A 13888-nucleotide genomic window follows, 5' to 3' on the forward strand; every position below is an offset into this window, starting at 1 on the left:
GAAATTAAAACCGATAATAAAGTTGTTTAATTCCTTGTGGAACTAAAGCCTTCGAAAATGGAGGCACTTTTTTTACCTACAGGCAGCCGAACCTGAGATAAGAGATGGGAATCAATTATGTTTTAGTTGAAAATGGAACTGGTGCTAATCTGTTTTTCTATATTATTTGCTTGACAACGTAGTTATATATTTTTTAACTACTTCATAAACATATTCTTGATTTGCTGATGCTGTATCTGGGTTGTATTTACCACCATTGGTTTTATTATTAGACAATACTCTAATACCCAAGAATGCTACATCATAAGCTTGGGCCATTTGCGCTGCTGCGGCACCTTCCATTTCTTCTACAGATGTACCATACTTAGTATGGAACCATTTAATTCGGTCAACTTCATTATTCCAAACGTCTGCTGAACCTATAGTACCCTCGACAACCTTACCCTTAGTGTATTTATCTTTTACTGCATTAGCAGCTGCGAGTAAATCCTTGTCTCCCTCATAGTACCGGATTTTTTCAGCATTAGGATCCTCTCCTGCACTTCCTTCAGAAGCCATTAAATCCATAGGTATCCATTTAGTTGGATCAATTCCTTGGTTTTCATTCATGTTTTCAGTTTTTAATGCACCTATGTTTGTAACTCTTTTTCCTAAAACAATATCAAATACGTTTAAATTCGGATCATGTCCGCCAGATGTTCCTTGATTGATTATTGCTATAGGGTTATATCTTTCAACGGCCACTGCTGTAGCAGCTGCTGTATTTTCCATTCCTTTACCTGTTTTAGCAACGATGACAGGATAATTGTCCAGTGTTCCTTTGTAAAATACAAAAGTTCCTGATTTTTCCTCTTTAACATTTTCTAGCCTTTTTGCAAAATTTTCAGCTTCTATTGGCATTGGACCTTGAACGATAATAGGCTGTTGAGTATTTTTTTGTCCAGCTTCATTTTGTGGAGCTGAATTACATGCTGCTAGTATTGATAATAACAGTACAGTAATTGTTACTAATAAAGCGTATTTTGGTAACCTTTTGTTTTTCATAAATAATCTCTCCTTTTTCTCTTGTTGTATTTGTTACATTGGAAGATTTGGTCCAAAGAAAAAGGTCTAGAAAATGTAGATTGATTTCTACCTTCTAGACCTACAAAGTCAAAGTATAGATAATTCAGCAAAAAATAATGTTTTTGCTGAATCATAAAATGGCAGCGGCCAAAAAGCCGAACAGCCGAATACTTTAACTCGTAGTCCAGTTCTTTCATTGGGAACCAGGTAGAAACGCTCAGACCATATTACCGAGTATATACGAGTAATGATATTTAAGATTATCGCTTTTTTAATATAGCAAATTTATAATAGACATTCAATAAAAACATGAATATTCTTCTTGTAAAACAACTTAATGTTCGCTTTTTTTGTGGAAAACAGAGAAAAAAGGGGATCATTATTAGGAAAAAATAAATCATCCTTAACGATTAATACTATTCCACTTATTTTATCACCTTTACTTAAAGAAAAGCATAGAATGAAAAAAGGACAAACTCTCCAAAGGGAGAAATTTGTCCTAAATCCAATAAAGCATACATCAACTATTTGGTTTTCTAGCCATAAATTTATTTGAACCAGAACCGAATTTATCCCGGTTTAACAGGCTGTAAAACCTCACTGATGGAAGTTTCACTTTATTTTAATAAAGCGACTTTAATCCCTTTACTTAATATATTTTGATAATCAATGTATTCATATAGATCATCTTCAATCATTGGAGATAAGCTTTTCAATTCTTCTAACGTTAAATCTTCAATCGCTTTATGATGATCTTCACAATAAATGACAATCGAGCCAACAATACTGTGTGCATCTCTGAAAGCAACTCCTTTGCTAACTAAATAGTCAGCAACCTCTGTTGCATTGAGGAAGCCCTCTTTCACGGCTTTTTTCATATTTTCACTATTCACTTTCATCGTAGAAATCATATGAGACATGATGTTTAAACAAGATAATACCGTATCCAATGAATCAAAGAAAGGTTCTTTATCTTCTTGCATATCTTTATTATATGCCAAAGGCAAGCCTTTCATAGTGGTTAATAACGAAGTAAGTGAGCCATATACTCGCCCTGTTTTCCCTCTAATCAGTTCAGCTGCATCAGGATTTTTCTTTTGAGGCATGATACTGCTACCTGTAGAGTATGCGTCATCGATCGTTATAAATTTAAACTCTTGGCTGCTCCATAAAATTAATTCTTCACTTAATCTGCTTAAGTGCATCATAATAATCGAAAAATCAGACATTAATTCTAAAAGATAATCTCGATCACTTACTCCGTCCAGGAAATTATCTACTGGTTTAGAGAACCCCAACTCTTCTGCTGTCATTTCTCGGTTTATATGATGAGTCGTTCCTGCCAGAGCCCCACAACCAAGTGGACTTTCGTTCATAATATCAATTGCTTTAAGAACTCTTTTTCTATCGCGATCGAGCATATTATAGTATGCCATTAAATGGTGTTGAAACGTGATCACTTGAGCACGTTGAAGATGAGTGTAGCCTGGCATAATCACATTATTTTCTTTTGCTTTTTGTTCAAGACTATTTTGTAAATCCTCAATATACTCAATAACTTCTAACGCTTTATTTTTAGCGTAAAGTCTCATATCTGTAGCTACCTGGTCATTTCTGCTACGTGCAGTGTGAAGTTTTTTTCCTGTTTCACCAATTCGCTCAGTCAAATGCGCTTCAACAAAACTGTGGATATCTTCAAAACTTCCTTCGATAAGTAAAGTTCCGTTTTCAATATCCTCTAAAATGGAAAGAAGAGTTTTTACAATATCTTCTCCTTCTCTCTTTGTGAGTAAATCACATTGCACTAACATATTGACGTGGGCGATGCTTCCCTTAATATCTTCAGCATAAAGCCTTTTATCGACCTTAAGTGAGCTATTAAAGTCTTCCATCAATTTATTTTCTTCTTTTCTAAAACGTCCGCCCCAAAGCTTCATATCAAGTTCTCCTTTTAAAAAAATATTACTTTAAATTAGATACACTTTCTTTTAATTCTTCAATATTCCCTTTTTTACGCATATACCAAACACCGTTATAAACGGCAAAGTTGTAAAAGATAAATCCAAGTATTGCCGCAACAATAGACATAAATGGCTCAGGAACAATATTATTACCACCAAAATTCCCTAAATAGGACATCAATACAAGCAATAATATATAAACAACAAGATATATACCACCTAAGATTTCAATAGATTTATGTTTATTAATAAAATGGACTACTAAATAAGCGCCAATTCCTAAAATTAACCCTGTAATTGCAAGTTGTACCCTACTCCAGTTTGTCCAATAAATAAGCAATGTAGCAAAAACAAAAGCTGCTGGGGCAATAATGTGCATACCTGGGAGACCTTTGTCTTGTGTCAAACCAACCTTACGGAAAACCATGACAGTTACACATGCTGAAGCATATTTAAAAATACCAATTGCTCCTACAATAGCAACAATTGCAGTCCAACTTTTTAATGGGAATAAGAATAGCAATCCGATAACGAAATTGAGCGCAAGTGCACGAGTTGGGACGCCAAATCGTTTGTTAATTGTTCCGAAGAACGAGGGTAAAAATCCGCTCTTCGCCATTCCAAACACATGTCTTGAAGTTCCTGCTGTATAAGTCAACGCTGAACCTGTTGGGGAAATCATAGCGTCAGCCGTAATAATCCATGATAACCAAACCATATTTGCCATAAGGGCTAGATTCGCAAATGGAGAATCAAACTTAATTCCACTCCAACCGTTTGCTAGCATATCTGGCGGAACGGCTCCAATAAAAACAATTTGAAGTAATACATATAAGATGGCAGCAACTACAAGAGACGTGATCAAAGCTAGTGGAATATTACGTCTAGGGTTCACGACTTCACCACTCATCATCACCACATTACCAAATCCTGTATAGGCAAAAAAGATCCCACTAGTTAATATCGCGCTTAATCCAGCACCATAACCATAAGGAGCAAACCCTTGACTTGTAAAGTTCTCTGCATGAAAACCTGTCATAAAGAAAGCGATGATCGTTAGAACCGGTACTATAAATTTAATCGTCGTAATAACTGTATTCGTAATCGCAAATAATTTTACTCCAAAATAGTTAAAAACAACAAAGAATACCATCAAAATGGTAGAGGCTAAAATGCCCGATGTAGTAAGTTGCTCCTTTGTTAGATCATACAATCCTGGCCAGAACTGATTAGCATATTGAATAACTCCTGCTGATTCTACAGGTGCAGTAGCACAATAGCCTAGCCAGATCGAATAACTAGTCACTGTAGCAAGCATTTTTCCATTAGAATAAAGGGGATAACGACCTAAACCACCTGTTTCAGGCTTAACTCTCCCTAACTCAGCATAAATAAGTGCTATGAGTGTAATCGCAATTGCACCGAGTGCCCAGGACATAATAGCCGCGGGACCAGCTAATTTTGCCGCTGCCCACGGACCGAAAAGCCAGCTTGATCCAATAATCCCGCCAAGAGATAAGGCAGTTAGTGACCAAAAACCCATTCTCTTTTTCAAATATTGTTCTTGATTCATAAAATTCCCTCTTTCTTAATATTCTATAAATAAAAGCTCTTTATTATAGCATGATAGTTTTGTGATAATCTTCTCAATATTAATTTTTTCAGTATTTAGAATTACCTATTAATTAATTGTAAATTCAAAAATATAACAATTCTTATAGTACACGATATAAACTGGTTGTCGAATCTTCCTATAAATGAATTAAGACCAATATTTCCCCTCATATTCATCAATAGATTTATCAAGGCTATTTCTACTTTAAATGGTTTTCAGTTATGTCTTATTAGTTCTTCTCAGTGTATTTCTTAAAACCAATATATTTCCCTATTTCTTAAACAGAGAATCAAAGATAACCTTTTGTAGAATAGAATTTTTTAATAGTACTTCAATTTTTCTTTTATCGTAGTAATGGCGAAACATATATTTTCAATAGAAACAGGGTTACAATCGGTACAACCGAATTTGTAACCCTTCTGATTTTTTATTGTTTAACTAGTTGAGTCTCATTTATAGTACGGAGGTTCCTCCCCTTCACTACTAGATGCGGTTAAAGATCCACGTTCTACCTCGTAAGAAAAAGACGAGAAACCCTTTACCTTTCCTTTATTCCATCTTTCAGTAAAAGTAATGAGATATTTTTCTTTTCCTATTTCTTTTGCAGCTGTTTCTTTCTCAACATAGTAACCATCAATCTGCCCTTCCCATTTGCCAACATTCTTAGGGAAATTATCTGTAACAGTCCCATCACCATCAGTGACAAATTCAACAGCGTCTTCTACTGTAAAGGGCGGTAAAGGTTCAGACATGATCTGAAAATAGCCCCAAAGCAAACCACAAATTACGAATGGAACAAGAAAAAACATCTTAAAACTCTTTTGAACCTTAGCTCTGACAAATAGCCATCTATCGATTAAAGCATAAAACAAAGCAACTATCATTCCGGATAACGCCAATGTAGATTCCTGAAAAAGCCAACCATTTGCTAAACCAAAAAAGCCATGAAGCAAAACGTAAAGCCATATGTGTTTCACAAACCACTTTTTTTGCAGATATTCTAACCCAACAGAAACCAGATTTCCATAAATTAAGACAATTATGCCTATATACATACTATATATCGATAGCCAGCCTAAAAAACTTCCTCCTAAACCATAAGGATATTCCGACTTAACACTATCTGCCATATATAAATATGCTAAGATCATAGATGGAATCATTGTCGTGACAAATGTGGCTGTTAATTTCCTCTTAATCAGACTTTCAGCTGCCATACAACCCCTCCCATTATGCTAAATCTATCAATGATGACAAGTAATAAAAAGGAAGTTCCCTTCAAACATTCCTTTATTTAGATAAACTCCTTTTTTATCCTATATTACCATTTTATTAGCCCAATGACTTTGATTCATAGCACCTTCTGAATGCATAACAAAAAGCCAACCATTCGTATGTTGACTTCAGTTATTCCTTTTTTAAAATTCATCCTAACAAAACTAAAGAGACGATCTTTATATAGACGTTTCCTCATCCTAAAATTTTAACGCTTCTTGTTCAACCATTTGCATACATTCTCGTACCACTTTAGGCAAATTTTTTTATTATTTGGCTCTGTTTTAAAATAGTGTTGAAAATTAAGCGACTTTTAAGAATAATGCGTAAGCACTTGAAGGAATAGGTTACACATAAGCCTTATCAATTAACAATTCACTATTTTTGATTTTTTATGCAATTATAATTATAGTTCTTTTTGGCATTTTACCATTATAAATTTAAATGGGGGTTTATTTTCCATATTCTTATGTGGCTCAACAATTTCCGAGAATTCTATCAGTCCATATTTTCCAAATTCTTGTTTTATCGAGTCAGAATCATAGAAAAACATTTTTATCCCTTCCATTATCTCGAAATAGTCTTTCCCCAGTTGTTTGCCCTTTCCAAACATGGGGGCTTCTTTTGAAATAGTAGTAAAAATCATATATCCGTTTGGCTTTAACTGATTATAGCAATCTTTAATAAACTTATCTCTCTCACGATTATTCAATAAGTGAATAAGTGCATAACAAAATATACCATCATAAAGTTTGTTATCAAAAGGCATATCGGTTACTGAGCCATGAAAAATACTCATATTAAGTCCATTTTGCCTTGCCAATTCAATCGCTGTTTTTGAAATCTCGATACCTGTTACATTTATTCCGTTGTCAATAAAAACCTTTGCATTTCTACCATATCCAATACCAGGAATCAATATATCCTTAACTCTCTTTTCAAGGAAAAAGTCCTTTGTCAAGATCCCGGAGTCTGAAGGTTCAAATCCCCACATCGTTTGATTCTCTATAAAACTTGATTCCCAGATTTCTGTCATATCTCAATCTCCTTTACAAATATTAGCTCTCTTTCTTTAAATTCTGCTGTGTTTATATAAGCATAGGCTACATTACATTGAACCATAAAGTTCTTTACCTTTATTGCTTCCTTATCATTTTCAAATAGTTCAAGCCATTTGAACCAGTACATATAGTTACTGATATATTTAGTTGCAACACCATTAAACCTATTCATCCACTTCTTTAATTTGCTGTGAACAGCATTTATGTGTTGAATATGGTATATTCCTTCTTTATGTTTTCCTCTTTTTACACACTGATGGTCTAATGAAAAATCATGGGCAAACTGAACATACCTCTTATGACTATCCGTGCAAAGGATAGAGTTATCCCCTATACGACCCCATCATAGAGCCTTTCTAATTCTTGATGTGTCTTTCTTCCCTTACATAGTAGTTCCCTGATTAAATTACCTTGCCCATCAATAGCAGTTGCTATATATACTTGTTCGTTTGATATACCTCTTTTTTTAACCTACTTACCTCTTTTACGAGATTTTCTTGGCCTTTCAGAAGATTTGTATCTTTAAAACTTTCAGCAAAAAATACTTCAGCAGCCTCAATAACACCTTCAACAGAGCCTATCCAAAAAAATAGTCTTATGCAGTCGAGGATTTTATGCCTCCAAAAGAAATTTGTTACTATGTGTAATGCCAACGATTTGGGCACTTTTCCTAATGGACTAACCATTTATCATACACTTCGCATATTTAAGCCATTGATCTAACGTTTCCTTACTCTTGTAAGTAGTAAAGTCAGTAAAGCTCTCTCTGCATGACTTACATATATATCGTTGTTTACCATTTTATTTTCCGTTTCTTGATATAGTTTCAGCACCGCAATGAGGGCAGACTTTCCCCTTGGCAAATACAAATTCTTTAACTTCCTGTGTAATTTGACTTACTTGTGAGCCCAACATAGGCACTTCCTCTAAAAAAGAATATATATGCTGTTGTTAGTGTAACGGTAATCTTTTTATTTGTTCTATTGAATATAGCAAAGTTTTCGCATATTCACGAAAGTATATCAAATTTCAACATTGATTTAAAACATAGCCTATTAGTTTCATCCAAAAAGAAACTTCACACCTTCTCAATAATGGCTTCTTCTCCCCATCGGATCATTCGTTATCCTCCTTCGCTGATGTAAGAAAATCATCAATCTCGTAAACAGGTCTTCTATCTGCAGCTCTATTTTTCACGTCAAAACAACAGGATAATTTAACATTATCTAAAAAAGTTCACAGAATCGTCACTTATGTAAAAAAATCTAGGCATATATAATTAGCACTTATTCTCTTTACGAAAGGATGTTTATATTTGCCTAGTAATAAAAAAGAAGGCATGATTTTCGGACTATTTATGTGTTTTGGAATGGTTCTTATTATGTCCATTTACAACACAGCTTTACACGGATTTTCATCGTATACAGTAGGGAGTGCAGTAATTCAATTTGTCATAACATTTATCGTCGCTTTTATTGCAGAGTCAATCGTTGAACCACAAGCGCGTAAAATTGCATTATCACTACCTTATGATAAATCAAAAGAAATCAACTTTATTCTGGCGCTTGCTTTTTGTATGGTACCTATGATGGTTCTTATTATGTCAGTATACGGACTTATTTTAATGGCGGTAATGACAGGAATTGAAGGTTCAATTTTCACGGCTTACCTTAAAACAGTTGGTCTAAACTTTATCGTGGCGCTTCCTTCTCAGTTATTAATTGTTGGACCAATCTCACGTAGGCTATTAGTTAAATACATTAAACCATCGACACCAAAGCCAAAATTAAACGTGTAAAAACAAGCAAGCTACTTTTTTAGTAGCTTGCTTGTTCTAGGTAGAACTCCCAAAATGGGGTTCAATGTCTTTCCCAGTTATTTAAGCATCATTCAAATATCGGTATAGCTGTCTGTTATTCAACAAAACCGCCTCGTCAGCTTAATTAAAATCCTTCCCAAATTGCATTTATTGTATAGGATGAGACCATATTTCTAGTTTAGGTACCTTCTGGGTATTCCCTCCCTTTCTTCTAAATTGACGTGTACATTTTTCATAGGAAGATACCTTATAAATTCCTCTCAAACAATATTCCTATTTGTTCTTCCATGACATGAGGTGGATAAGGCATTCCATTCTTTAACCACCATTCCACTTCCCCTACGTAAGCTGTTCCAAAAAATTGAAGAATGACATCTTCGTTTAAACCGCGATTTTTTCCTTCTGTTATATTCCATCCATTCTTTACGTTCTTTATATCTTCGATGACAAACTCGAGGAACCGGCTTCGAAAGAAAGGGGCACCTTTACTGGCTAACATAGACGAAAAGAATAAATAATTACTTTCAAAGTAATCGAACCAAGTCACACTTCCATCTATAGAATCCGTTTCAGTTTCCGGTTCGCAGATTTCCCGTAGAGCGTTAATATGTTCTTCAATGAGCTTATCTAGCAGATCATATTTATCCATGTAATGTAGATAAATGGTTCTTCGGCTAACATTTGCCCTATCGGAAATATCTTGTATCGTAATGTCATCAAATTTTTTTTCAGACATCAGTTCAATAACAGCTTTTTTTATAGCTTCTTGAGATTTGAGTATTCTTCTATCCACTTTAGACATGATGAGGGTCACCAAACTTTCTTTAAAGTAATTCACAATTTTAATCGATTTGTGCACTAATGCACGAATCGTAGTTATTTGATAATTGCAAACATCCTGTGTCTATTTATAATTATATACACAAGTAACTTAATGCACCAACGTGTATTAATATATTTTTAGGATATCTAATTTAGTTAAATTAAATGAAGATAGGAGATAAAATTTTATGGCTAAACGAAATAATTTGCTTATATTTATATTGACCATAGGAGTTTTCGGCATCTTAACTACTGAAATGGGGGTTATCGGTATATTACCTTTAATTGCTGATCACTTTCATATCAGTGTATCCAATGCAGGGCTGCTAGTGAGTCTCTTTGCACTTGCTGTTGCAATATCTGGTCCCATTTTGCCGTTATTGTTTTCAGGTATAAATCGTAAGAAGGTAATGTTATTTGTACTTGGCGTTTTCGTTCTGGGGAACATTATCTCAATATTTGCCTCAAACTTTACCATTTTACTAATTGCTCGTACGATTCCAGCCTTTTTTCATCCAGTTTATTGTTCATTAGCTTTGACAGTAGCTGCTACCTCGGTTAGTAAGGAAGAATCGCCAAAGGCTGTTTCTAAAGTAATGTTGGGTGTGACCGCAGGTATGGTACTTGGTATACCAGTCTCTAATTATATTGCTAGTGAAACTTCCTTAGAAATGGCTATTGTTTTCTTTACTATCGTTAACGCTATAGCATTCATATCTACATTGCTATTTGTACCATCCATGCCTGTTAAGGAAAGAGTTTCTTATGGAACTCAATTAAGCGTATTAAAAAAGTCAAGTACTTGGTTAGCTATTCTTACAATCATATTTATAGGTTCTGCAATATCTAGTGTTAATAGTTACATTGCAGTGTACCTTGAAACCATTACTAATATATCGGGGAAAACATTAAGTTTGGTGTTATTATTATTAGGTTTGGCAAGTCTGATTGGAACCCTTGCAGGAGGAAAGTTACTTACTAAAAACGCCTCAAAAACTGTAATATCTTTACCCATCGGATTAGGAATCGTTTATCTATTATCACTCCTAACAGGGAAGTCCACTGGACCTATGATGATAACTATTTTGTTATTGGGAATGTTATTTGCTATAGGACACATAGTTAGCCAATATTGGATTACATCTGCGGCTCCAGATGCTCCTGATTTCGCGAACGGATTGTTTCTATCGGGCGGTAATTTAGGGATAACAATTGGTACTGCGGTAGGTGGATTATTTATATCAGGTATGGGCACACAATACATCGTATTAGGGGGATTACTATTCTTGATATTGAGTTTAGCATCTATTTTACTAAGTAACTACATGTATAGTCCGAAAAAACAACTTGCTAGCTAAGGAATGAATAAAACAGTGTATGATCCTTTTTTAAGGTTAACTGCTGTGCTATTAGAAATCTTCGCAATTTCAATTTCATTTCAACATAAATGAGGTACCATGGTATATTCAATATGGTATTGAGTATAGAGGTAAAATAAAAAACCAGACAGGAGAAAGTCAAATTCTCTTGTCTGATTTTTTTGTTGAATTAAGTATTTTATACGAGGTAATTAACTAGTGAGTATGCTATTTTCTAGCGCCGCCTCGATTGTCGTTTTCAATTCATCTGCCGATAATTCTGTAGGATATTGATATTCTTTATTGTTGATAAAAACTGTAGGCACCATTTTCACATTTCTTCGGATGGCCTCTGCAGTTACACTCAAGCTAATTTCGGTATTTCGTGGTTCTTCTTTTAATTGATATTTTTCAGCTAATAGCTTCTTAATATCTTGATTGTTCAATTGATCCCATTGTCCTTGTGTTGCAAATAATTCCTTTAAAATTTCTTTTACGCGCGAAGGATCCTCATAATCTAGGAATAAGTTGATTAACGTTCCATTTAACAGCATCTCTCTAGGCTTGTCATAATGTTTGACAATAAATTCAACTTGTCCATTAGCTAAATAGTCTTTTAAAACCTCTTCCGCAATCCCATAAAATGTAGCGCAATAAGGACATGTTAAATTCAAAAACACTTCAACCTTTACAGGTGCCTCTTTCTGTCCAAAGCTTAATTGTGTATTCTCAATTTGATTTGCCATTTCTCTCACTCGCTTTCCATTCGCATTCAATTCATATTGCCACAATTATATTAATTCATACCTTAATTGTCAACATTAATTTATAGAATATTCCGTTTTTTATAGTTTTTTAGCTCAAACTTTAATGACTTCACCTCACTCCCTTGTGTACAAAAAATCATTCTAATGGTTTCTTCATTTTGACATTAAACAAAATGACTTTTTTAAACAGTTCGTAAACCCATTCAGAAAACATTCATAAATTAAATATATAGCACAAGGGGGATTACATGTCTGAAATTCAAGTAACTTACCCTGGTACCCATTGTGTCCATCTAACAAAAGTATTCGATTGGCTTGTTCATTGTTCAACGATTCAGGTTAAAAATCCTGTTTTCATAAAAAAAAGTAAAAATAATAAAAGAAGAAATATGTAGAAATTTTTACATGTAAGATAGTAAGCAAGAGCCTACCTTACTATGGGAAGATGCCTCCCCTTCCAATATTACGAGCACAATATGGATTTCAAATGATTCAAAGAATGATTGCGTTATAAATGTTTTTGTTAACGATAAATTCCTTTTTTCCATTCTTAATGGTCGGTCCAAAAGTGTTACAATAGCAAAACTTCAATCACTTTCTATTACAACGGATTCGAAGCAAGGGATCAAGGGGAAGTTTTACATGGTAATAAATAAAAAAGTGACATATTTAGATGAAAAAAAGGGATATTAAGGGGAATAAAAAAGTTGAATGCTTTTTTATTGATCAATGTGGAAACGAAACAAATCGTTGTTTCAATGAAGTGATTGAATGTGAAGAAGTTTTGGGTGTATCGGGGAGAACAAATAGAAAAGTAATATTACTAAGTGGAAAAACAATGTTACTTCAAAAAGTGAATCTTAGAAAAAAGGATATGTTTGTATCAAACATGATGATGACAACTGTTATACAGGGCCGATTCCTTTTTTATTTGAAGAAAGTTTTTTCCTGTGTGCACCAATTGGTACAACAATTGTCTGTATAATTGAAAAAGCTTATTGTCACGCTACTCTTTTGCCAAGCGTACACGAAGATGTTTATTACGTAATCGACCTCTCAATTAAATTACAGCAACATGTGAAAGTGTTAGGTCATGCAAATGTAGTAGTTGAAGCGAATATCGTCCACCCTTGTAAACGATAAAGTGGAGACAGATGTTCTTCTAATACAACGCTAAGATAAAACTAGAAAAAGGATTATACCTATAAAAGAGCCAAATCCCTTCTCATATAGACAATTCAAACATTGAGAACCGTCGATGAATACATGATATATGCGTTTTTGGGAAGTAATCTTGGCTCAATTTATAGGTTGATTGATTAATCCAATATAACGAAAAACCAGCCTTAATTTAAACGAATAATGGTTAGAGCAGCGCCTGTAGCTCCTCCCCCTACTAAGATTACAGTCGCGATCAAACCAAATAACTGAAGTAAAATGGTATCGCCTGCTGTTAAAGATACAATCACATCATTATTATAATTCGATGTAGATACCGCTGGGGATACAATTGAACCTGGTATTGGCGTAGTACCATTCAAGATCAGTCTAGAACCAGCAAGTAGTGCAACTGTTGTATTTATTTGATAGGTCAAGTAATAGCGACCTGTCACAGGAACGGTAAAAGTAGTGTTAGCACCATTGACGGTAAACCCATCTAAGCTTTGGTTATTAGGAAGCGGAACGCTGGTCCCCCCTAGCAGTAATACAATAGTACTTCCAATTGTATTAGACGCATACATAGAGTTAGTTGTCACACTTGGCCCTGTTTCTCCTGTTGCTCCCGTTGACCCTGTTGTTCCCGTTGGCCCTGTCACTCCTGTTGACCCTGTTACTCCCGTTGGCCCTGTTGCTCCCGTTACTCCCGTTGGCCCTGTTACTCCCGTTACTCCCGTTGGCCCTGTTACTCCTGTTGCTCCCGTTGACCCTGTTGCTCCCGTTGGCCCTGTTGCTCCTGTTGCTCCCGTTGCTCCCGTTCCCCCTGTTACTCCCGTTGGCCCTGTTACTCCTGTTGCTCCCGTTGGCCCTGTTGCTCCCGTTGGCCCTGTTGCTCCTGTTGCTCCCGTTGACCCTGTTGCTCCCGTTCCCCCTGTTACTCCCGTTGGCCCTGTTACTCCTGTTGCTCCCGTTGGCCCTGTTACTCCT

12 protein-coding genes, 2 pseudogenes and 1 riboswitch are annotated in these 13888 nt (G+C 35.0%); of the genes and pseudogenes, 5 read left to right on the top strand and 9 right to left on the bottom strand.

Features of this window, described 5'->3' with window-relative positions; genetic code table 11:
- Positions 1 to 162: 162 nt before the first annotated feature.
- From ACIQZI_RS15970 to ACIQZI_RS15995, 6 genes and pseudogenes are all read right to left on the bottom strand, one after another.
- Positions 163 to 1044 (bottom strand): 5'-methylthioadenosine/S-adenosylhomocysteine nucleosidase, encoded by an 882-nt coding sequence (locus ACIQZI_RS15970; protein WP_403074618.1) that lies wholly within the window; start codon positions 1042 to 1044, stop codon positions 163 to 165.
- Between the two features lie 181 nt (positions 1045 to 1225).
- A riboswitch (purine riboswitch) is annotated at positions 1226 to 1329 on the bottom strand.
- A gap of 353 nt (positions 1330 to 1682) precedes the next feature.
- On the bottom strand, positions 1683 to 3002 hold the full coding sequence (gene argH / locus ACIQZI_RS15975; RefSeq protein WP_403074620.1) for an argininosuccinate lyase: 1320 nt from the start codon (positions 3000 to 3002) through the stop codon (positions 1683 to 1685).
- A gap of 25 nt (positions 3003 to 3027) precedes the next feature.
- Positions 3028 to 4599 carry an APC family permease gene (locus ACIQZI_RS15980; RefSeq protein WP_062184357.1) on the bottom strand — a complete coding sequence of 524 codons (1572 nt, stop codon included), beginning with the start codon at positions 4597 to 4599 and terminating at the stop codon, positions 3028 to 3030.
- A 491-nt stretch (positions 4600 to 5090) separates the two neighbouring features.
- On the bottom strand, positions 5091 to 5858 hold the full coding sequence (locus tag ACIQZI_RS15985; protein ID WP_403074623.1) for a hypothetical protein: 768 nt from the start codon (positions 5856 to 5858) through the stop codon (positions 5091 to 5093).
- A 464-nt stretch (positions 5859 to 6322) separates the two neighbouring features.
- On the bottom strand, positions 6323 to 6952 hold the full coding sequence (locus ACIQZI_RS15990) for a class I SAM-dependent methyltransferase (protein WP_403074625.1): 630 nt from the start codon (positions 6950 to 6952) through the stop codon (positions 6323 to 6325).
- Positions 6949 to 7973 (bottom strand): annotated as a pseudogene (locus ACIQZI_RS15995) (IS1595 family transposase). The gene ACIQZI_RS15990 and the pseudogene ACIQZI_RS15995 overlap by 4 nt, the downstream one beginning before the upstream one ends.
- 319 nt (positions 7974 to 8292) lie before the next feature.
- Between ACIQZI_RS15995 and ACIQZI_RS16000 the strand changes: the two are divergent.
- Positions 8293 to 8775 carry a DUF2798 domain-containing protein gene (locus ACIQZI_RS16000; RefSeq protein ID WP_403074627.1) on the top strand — a complete coding sequence of 161 codons (483 nt, stop codon included), beginning with the start codon at positions 8293 to 8295 and terminating at the stop codon, positions 8773 to 8775.
- Positions 8776 to 9043: 268 nt separating this feature from the next.
- On the opposite strand, the gene ACIQZI_RS16005 is transcribed toward ACIQZI_RS16000, so the two are convergent.
- Positions 9044 to 9598 (bottom strand): TetR/AcrR family transcriptional regulator, encoded by a 555-nt coding sequence (locus tag ACIQZI_RS16005; RefSeq protein ID WP_062184372.1) that lies wholly within the window; start codon positions 9596 to 9598, stop codon positions 9044 to 9046.
- Positions 9599 to 9806: 208 nt separating this feature from the next.
- On the opposite strand from ACIQZI_RS16005, the gene ACIQZI_RS16010 reads away from it, so the two are divergent.
- Positions 9807 to 10976, top strand: coding sequence for an MFS transporter (locus tag ACIQZI_RS16010; RefSeq protein ID WP_403074630.1), 1170 nt, complete (start codon positions 9807 to 9809; stop codon positions 10974 to 10976).
- Between the two features lie 212 nt (positions 10977 to 11188).
- On the opposite strand, the gene ACIQZI_RS16015 is transcribed toward ACIQZI_RS16010, so the two are convergent.
- A complete protein-coding gene (locus ACIQZI_RS16015) occupies positions 11189 to 11722 on the bottom strand; it encodes a thioredoxin domain-containing protein (RefSeq protein ID WP_403074632.1) in 534 nt (177 codons plus the stop codon).
- A gap of 269 nt (positions 11723 to 11991) precedes the next feature.
- Between ACIQZI_RS16015 and ACIQZI_RS16020 the strand changes: the two genes are divergently transcribed.
- The 3 genes and pseudogenes from ACIQZI_RS16020 (at position 11992) to ACIQZI_RS16030 (ending at position 12728) form a co-directional block, all read left to right on the top strand.
- Positions 11992 to 12138, top strand: a complete 147-nt coding sequence (locus tag ACIQZI_RS16020) for a hypothetical protein (RefSeq protein WP_403074634.1) — start codon at positions 11992 to 11994, stop codon at positions 12136 to 12138.
- Positions 12139 to 12175: 37 nt separating this feature from the next.
- Positions 12176 to 12436 (top strand): annotated as a pseudogene (locus ACIQZI_RS16025) (S-Ena type endospore appendage); the annotation flags it as partial.
- The gene (locus tag ACIQZI_RS16030) at positions 12417 to 12728 is read left to right on the top strand and encodes a hypothetical protein (protein WP_403074636.1); all 312 of its coding nucleotides are present in this window, start codon (positions 12417 to 12419) and stop codon (positions 12726 to 12728) included. The pseudogene ACIQZI_RS16025 and the gene ACIQZI_RS16030, both read left to right, overlap by 20 nt.
- A gap of 361 nt (positions 12729 to 13089) precedes the next feature.
- On the opposite strand, the gene ACIQZI_RS16035 is transcribed toward ACIQZI_RS16030, so the two are convergent.
- Positions 13090 to 13888, bottom strand: a 799-nt coding sequence (locus ACIQZI_RS16035) for a BclA C-terminal domain-containing protein (protein WP_483878422.1), incomplete at its 5' end; no start/stop codon positions are given.

This window comes from Peribacillus sp. NPDC096379 (genome assembly GCF_044762875.1).
In the GTDB taxonomy this organism is placed as follows: domain Bacteria; phylum Bacillota; class Bacilli; order Bacillales; family DSM-1321; genus Peribacillus.

Coding starts and splice junctions, on each gene's coding strand:
- ACIQZI_RS15970 (WP_403074618.1), bottom strand. CDS start 1,044: ATGAAAAACAAAAGGTTACCAAAATACGCTTTATTAGTAACAATTACT.
- argH (WP_403074620.1), bottom strand. CDS start 3,002: ATGAAGCTTTGGGGCGGACGTTTTAGAAAAGAAGAAAATAAATTGATG.
- ACIQZI_RS15980 (WP_062184357.1), bottom strand. CDS start 4,599: ATGAATCAAGAACAATATTTGAAAAAGAGAATGGGTTTTTGGTCACTA.
- ACIQZI_RS15985 (WP_403074623.1), bottom strand. CDS start 5,858: ATGGCAGCTGAAAGTCTGATTAAGAGGAAATTAACAGCCACATTTGTC.
- ACIQZI_RS15990 (WP_403074625.1), bottom strand. CDS start 6,952: ATGACAGAAATCTGGGAATCAAGTTTTATAGAGAATCAAACGATGTGG.
- ACIQZI_RS16005 (WP_062184372.1), bottom strand. CDS start 9,598: ATGTCTAAAGTGGATAGAAGAATACTCAAATCTCAAGAAGCTATAAAA.
- ACIQZI_RS16010 (WP_403074630.1), top strand. CDS start 9,807: ATGGCTAAACGAAATAATTTGCTTATATTTATATTGACCATAGGAGTT.
- ACIQZI_RS16015 (WP_403074632.1), bottom strand. CDS start 11,722: ATGGCAAATCAAATTGAGAATACACAATTAAGCTTTGGACAGAAAGAG.
- ACIQZI_RS16020 (WP_403074634.1), top strand. CDS start 11,992: ATGTCTGAAATTCAAGTAACTTACCCTGGTACCCATTGTGTCCATCTA.
- ACIQZI_RS16030 (WP_403074636.1), top strand. CDS start 12,417: ATGAAAAAAAGGGATATTAAGGGGAATAAAAAAGTTGAATGCTTTTTT.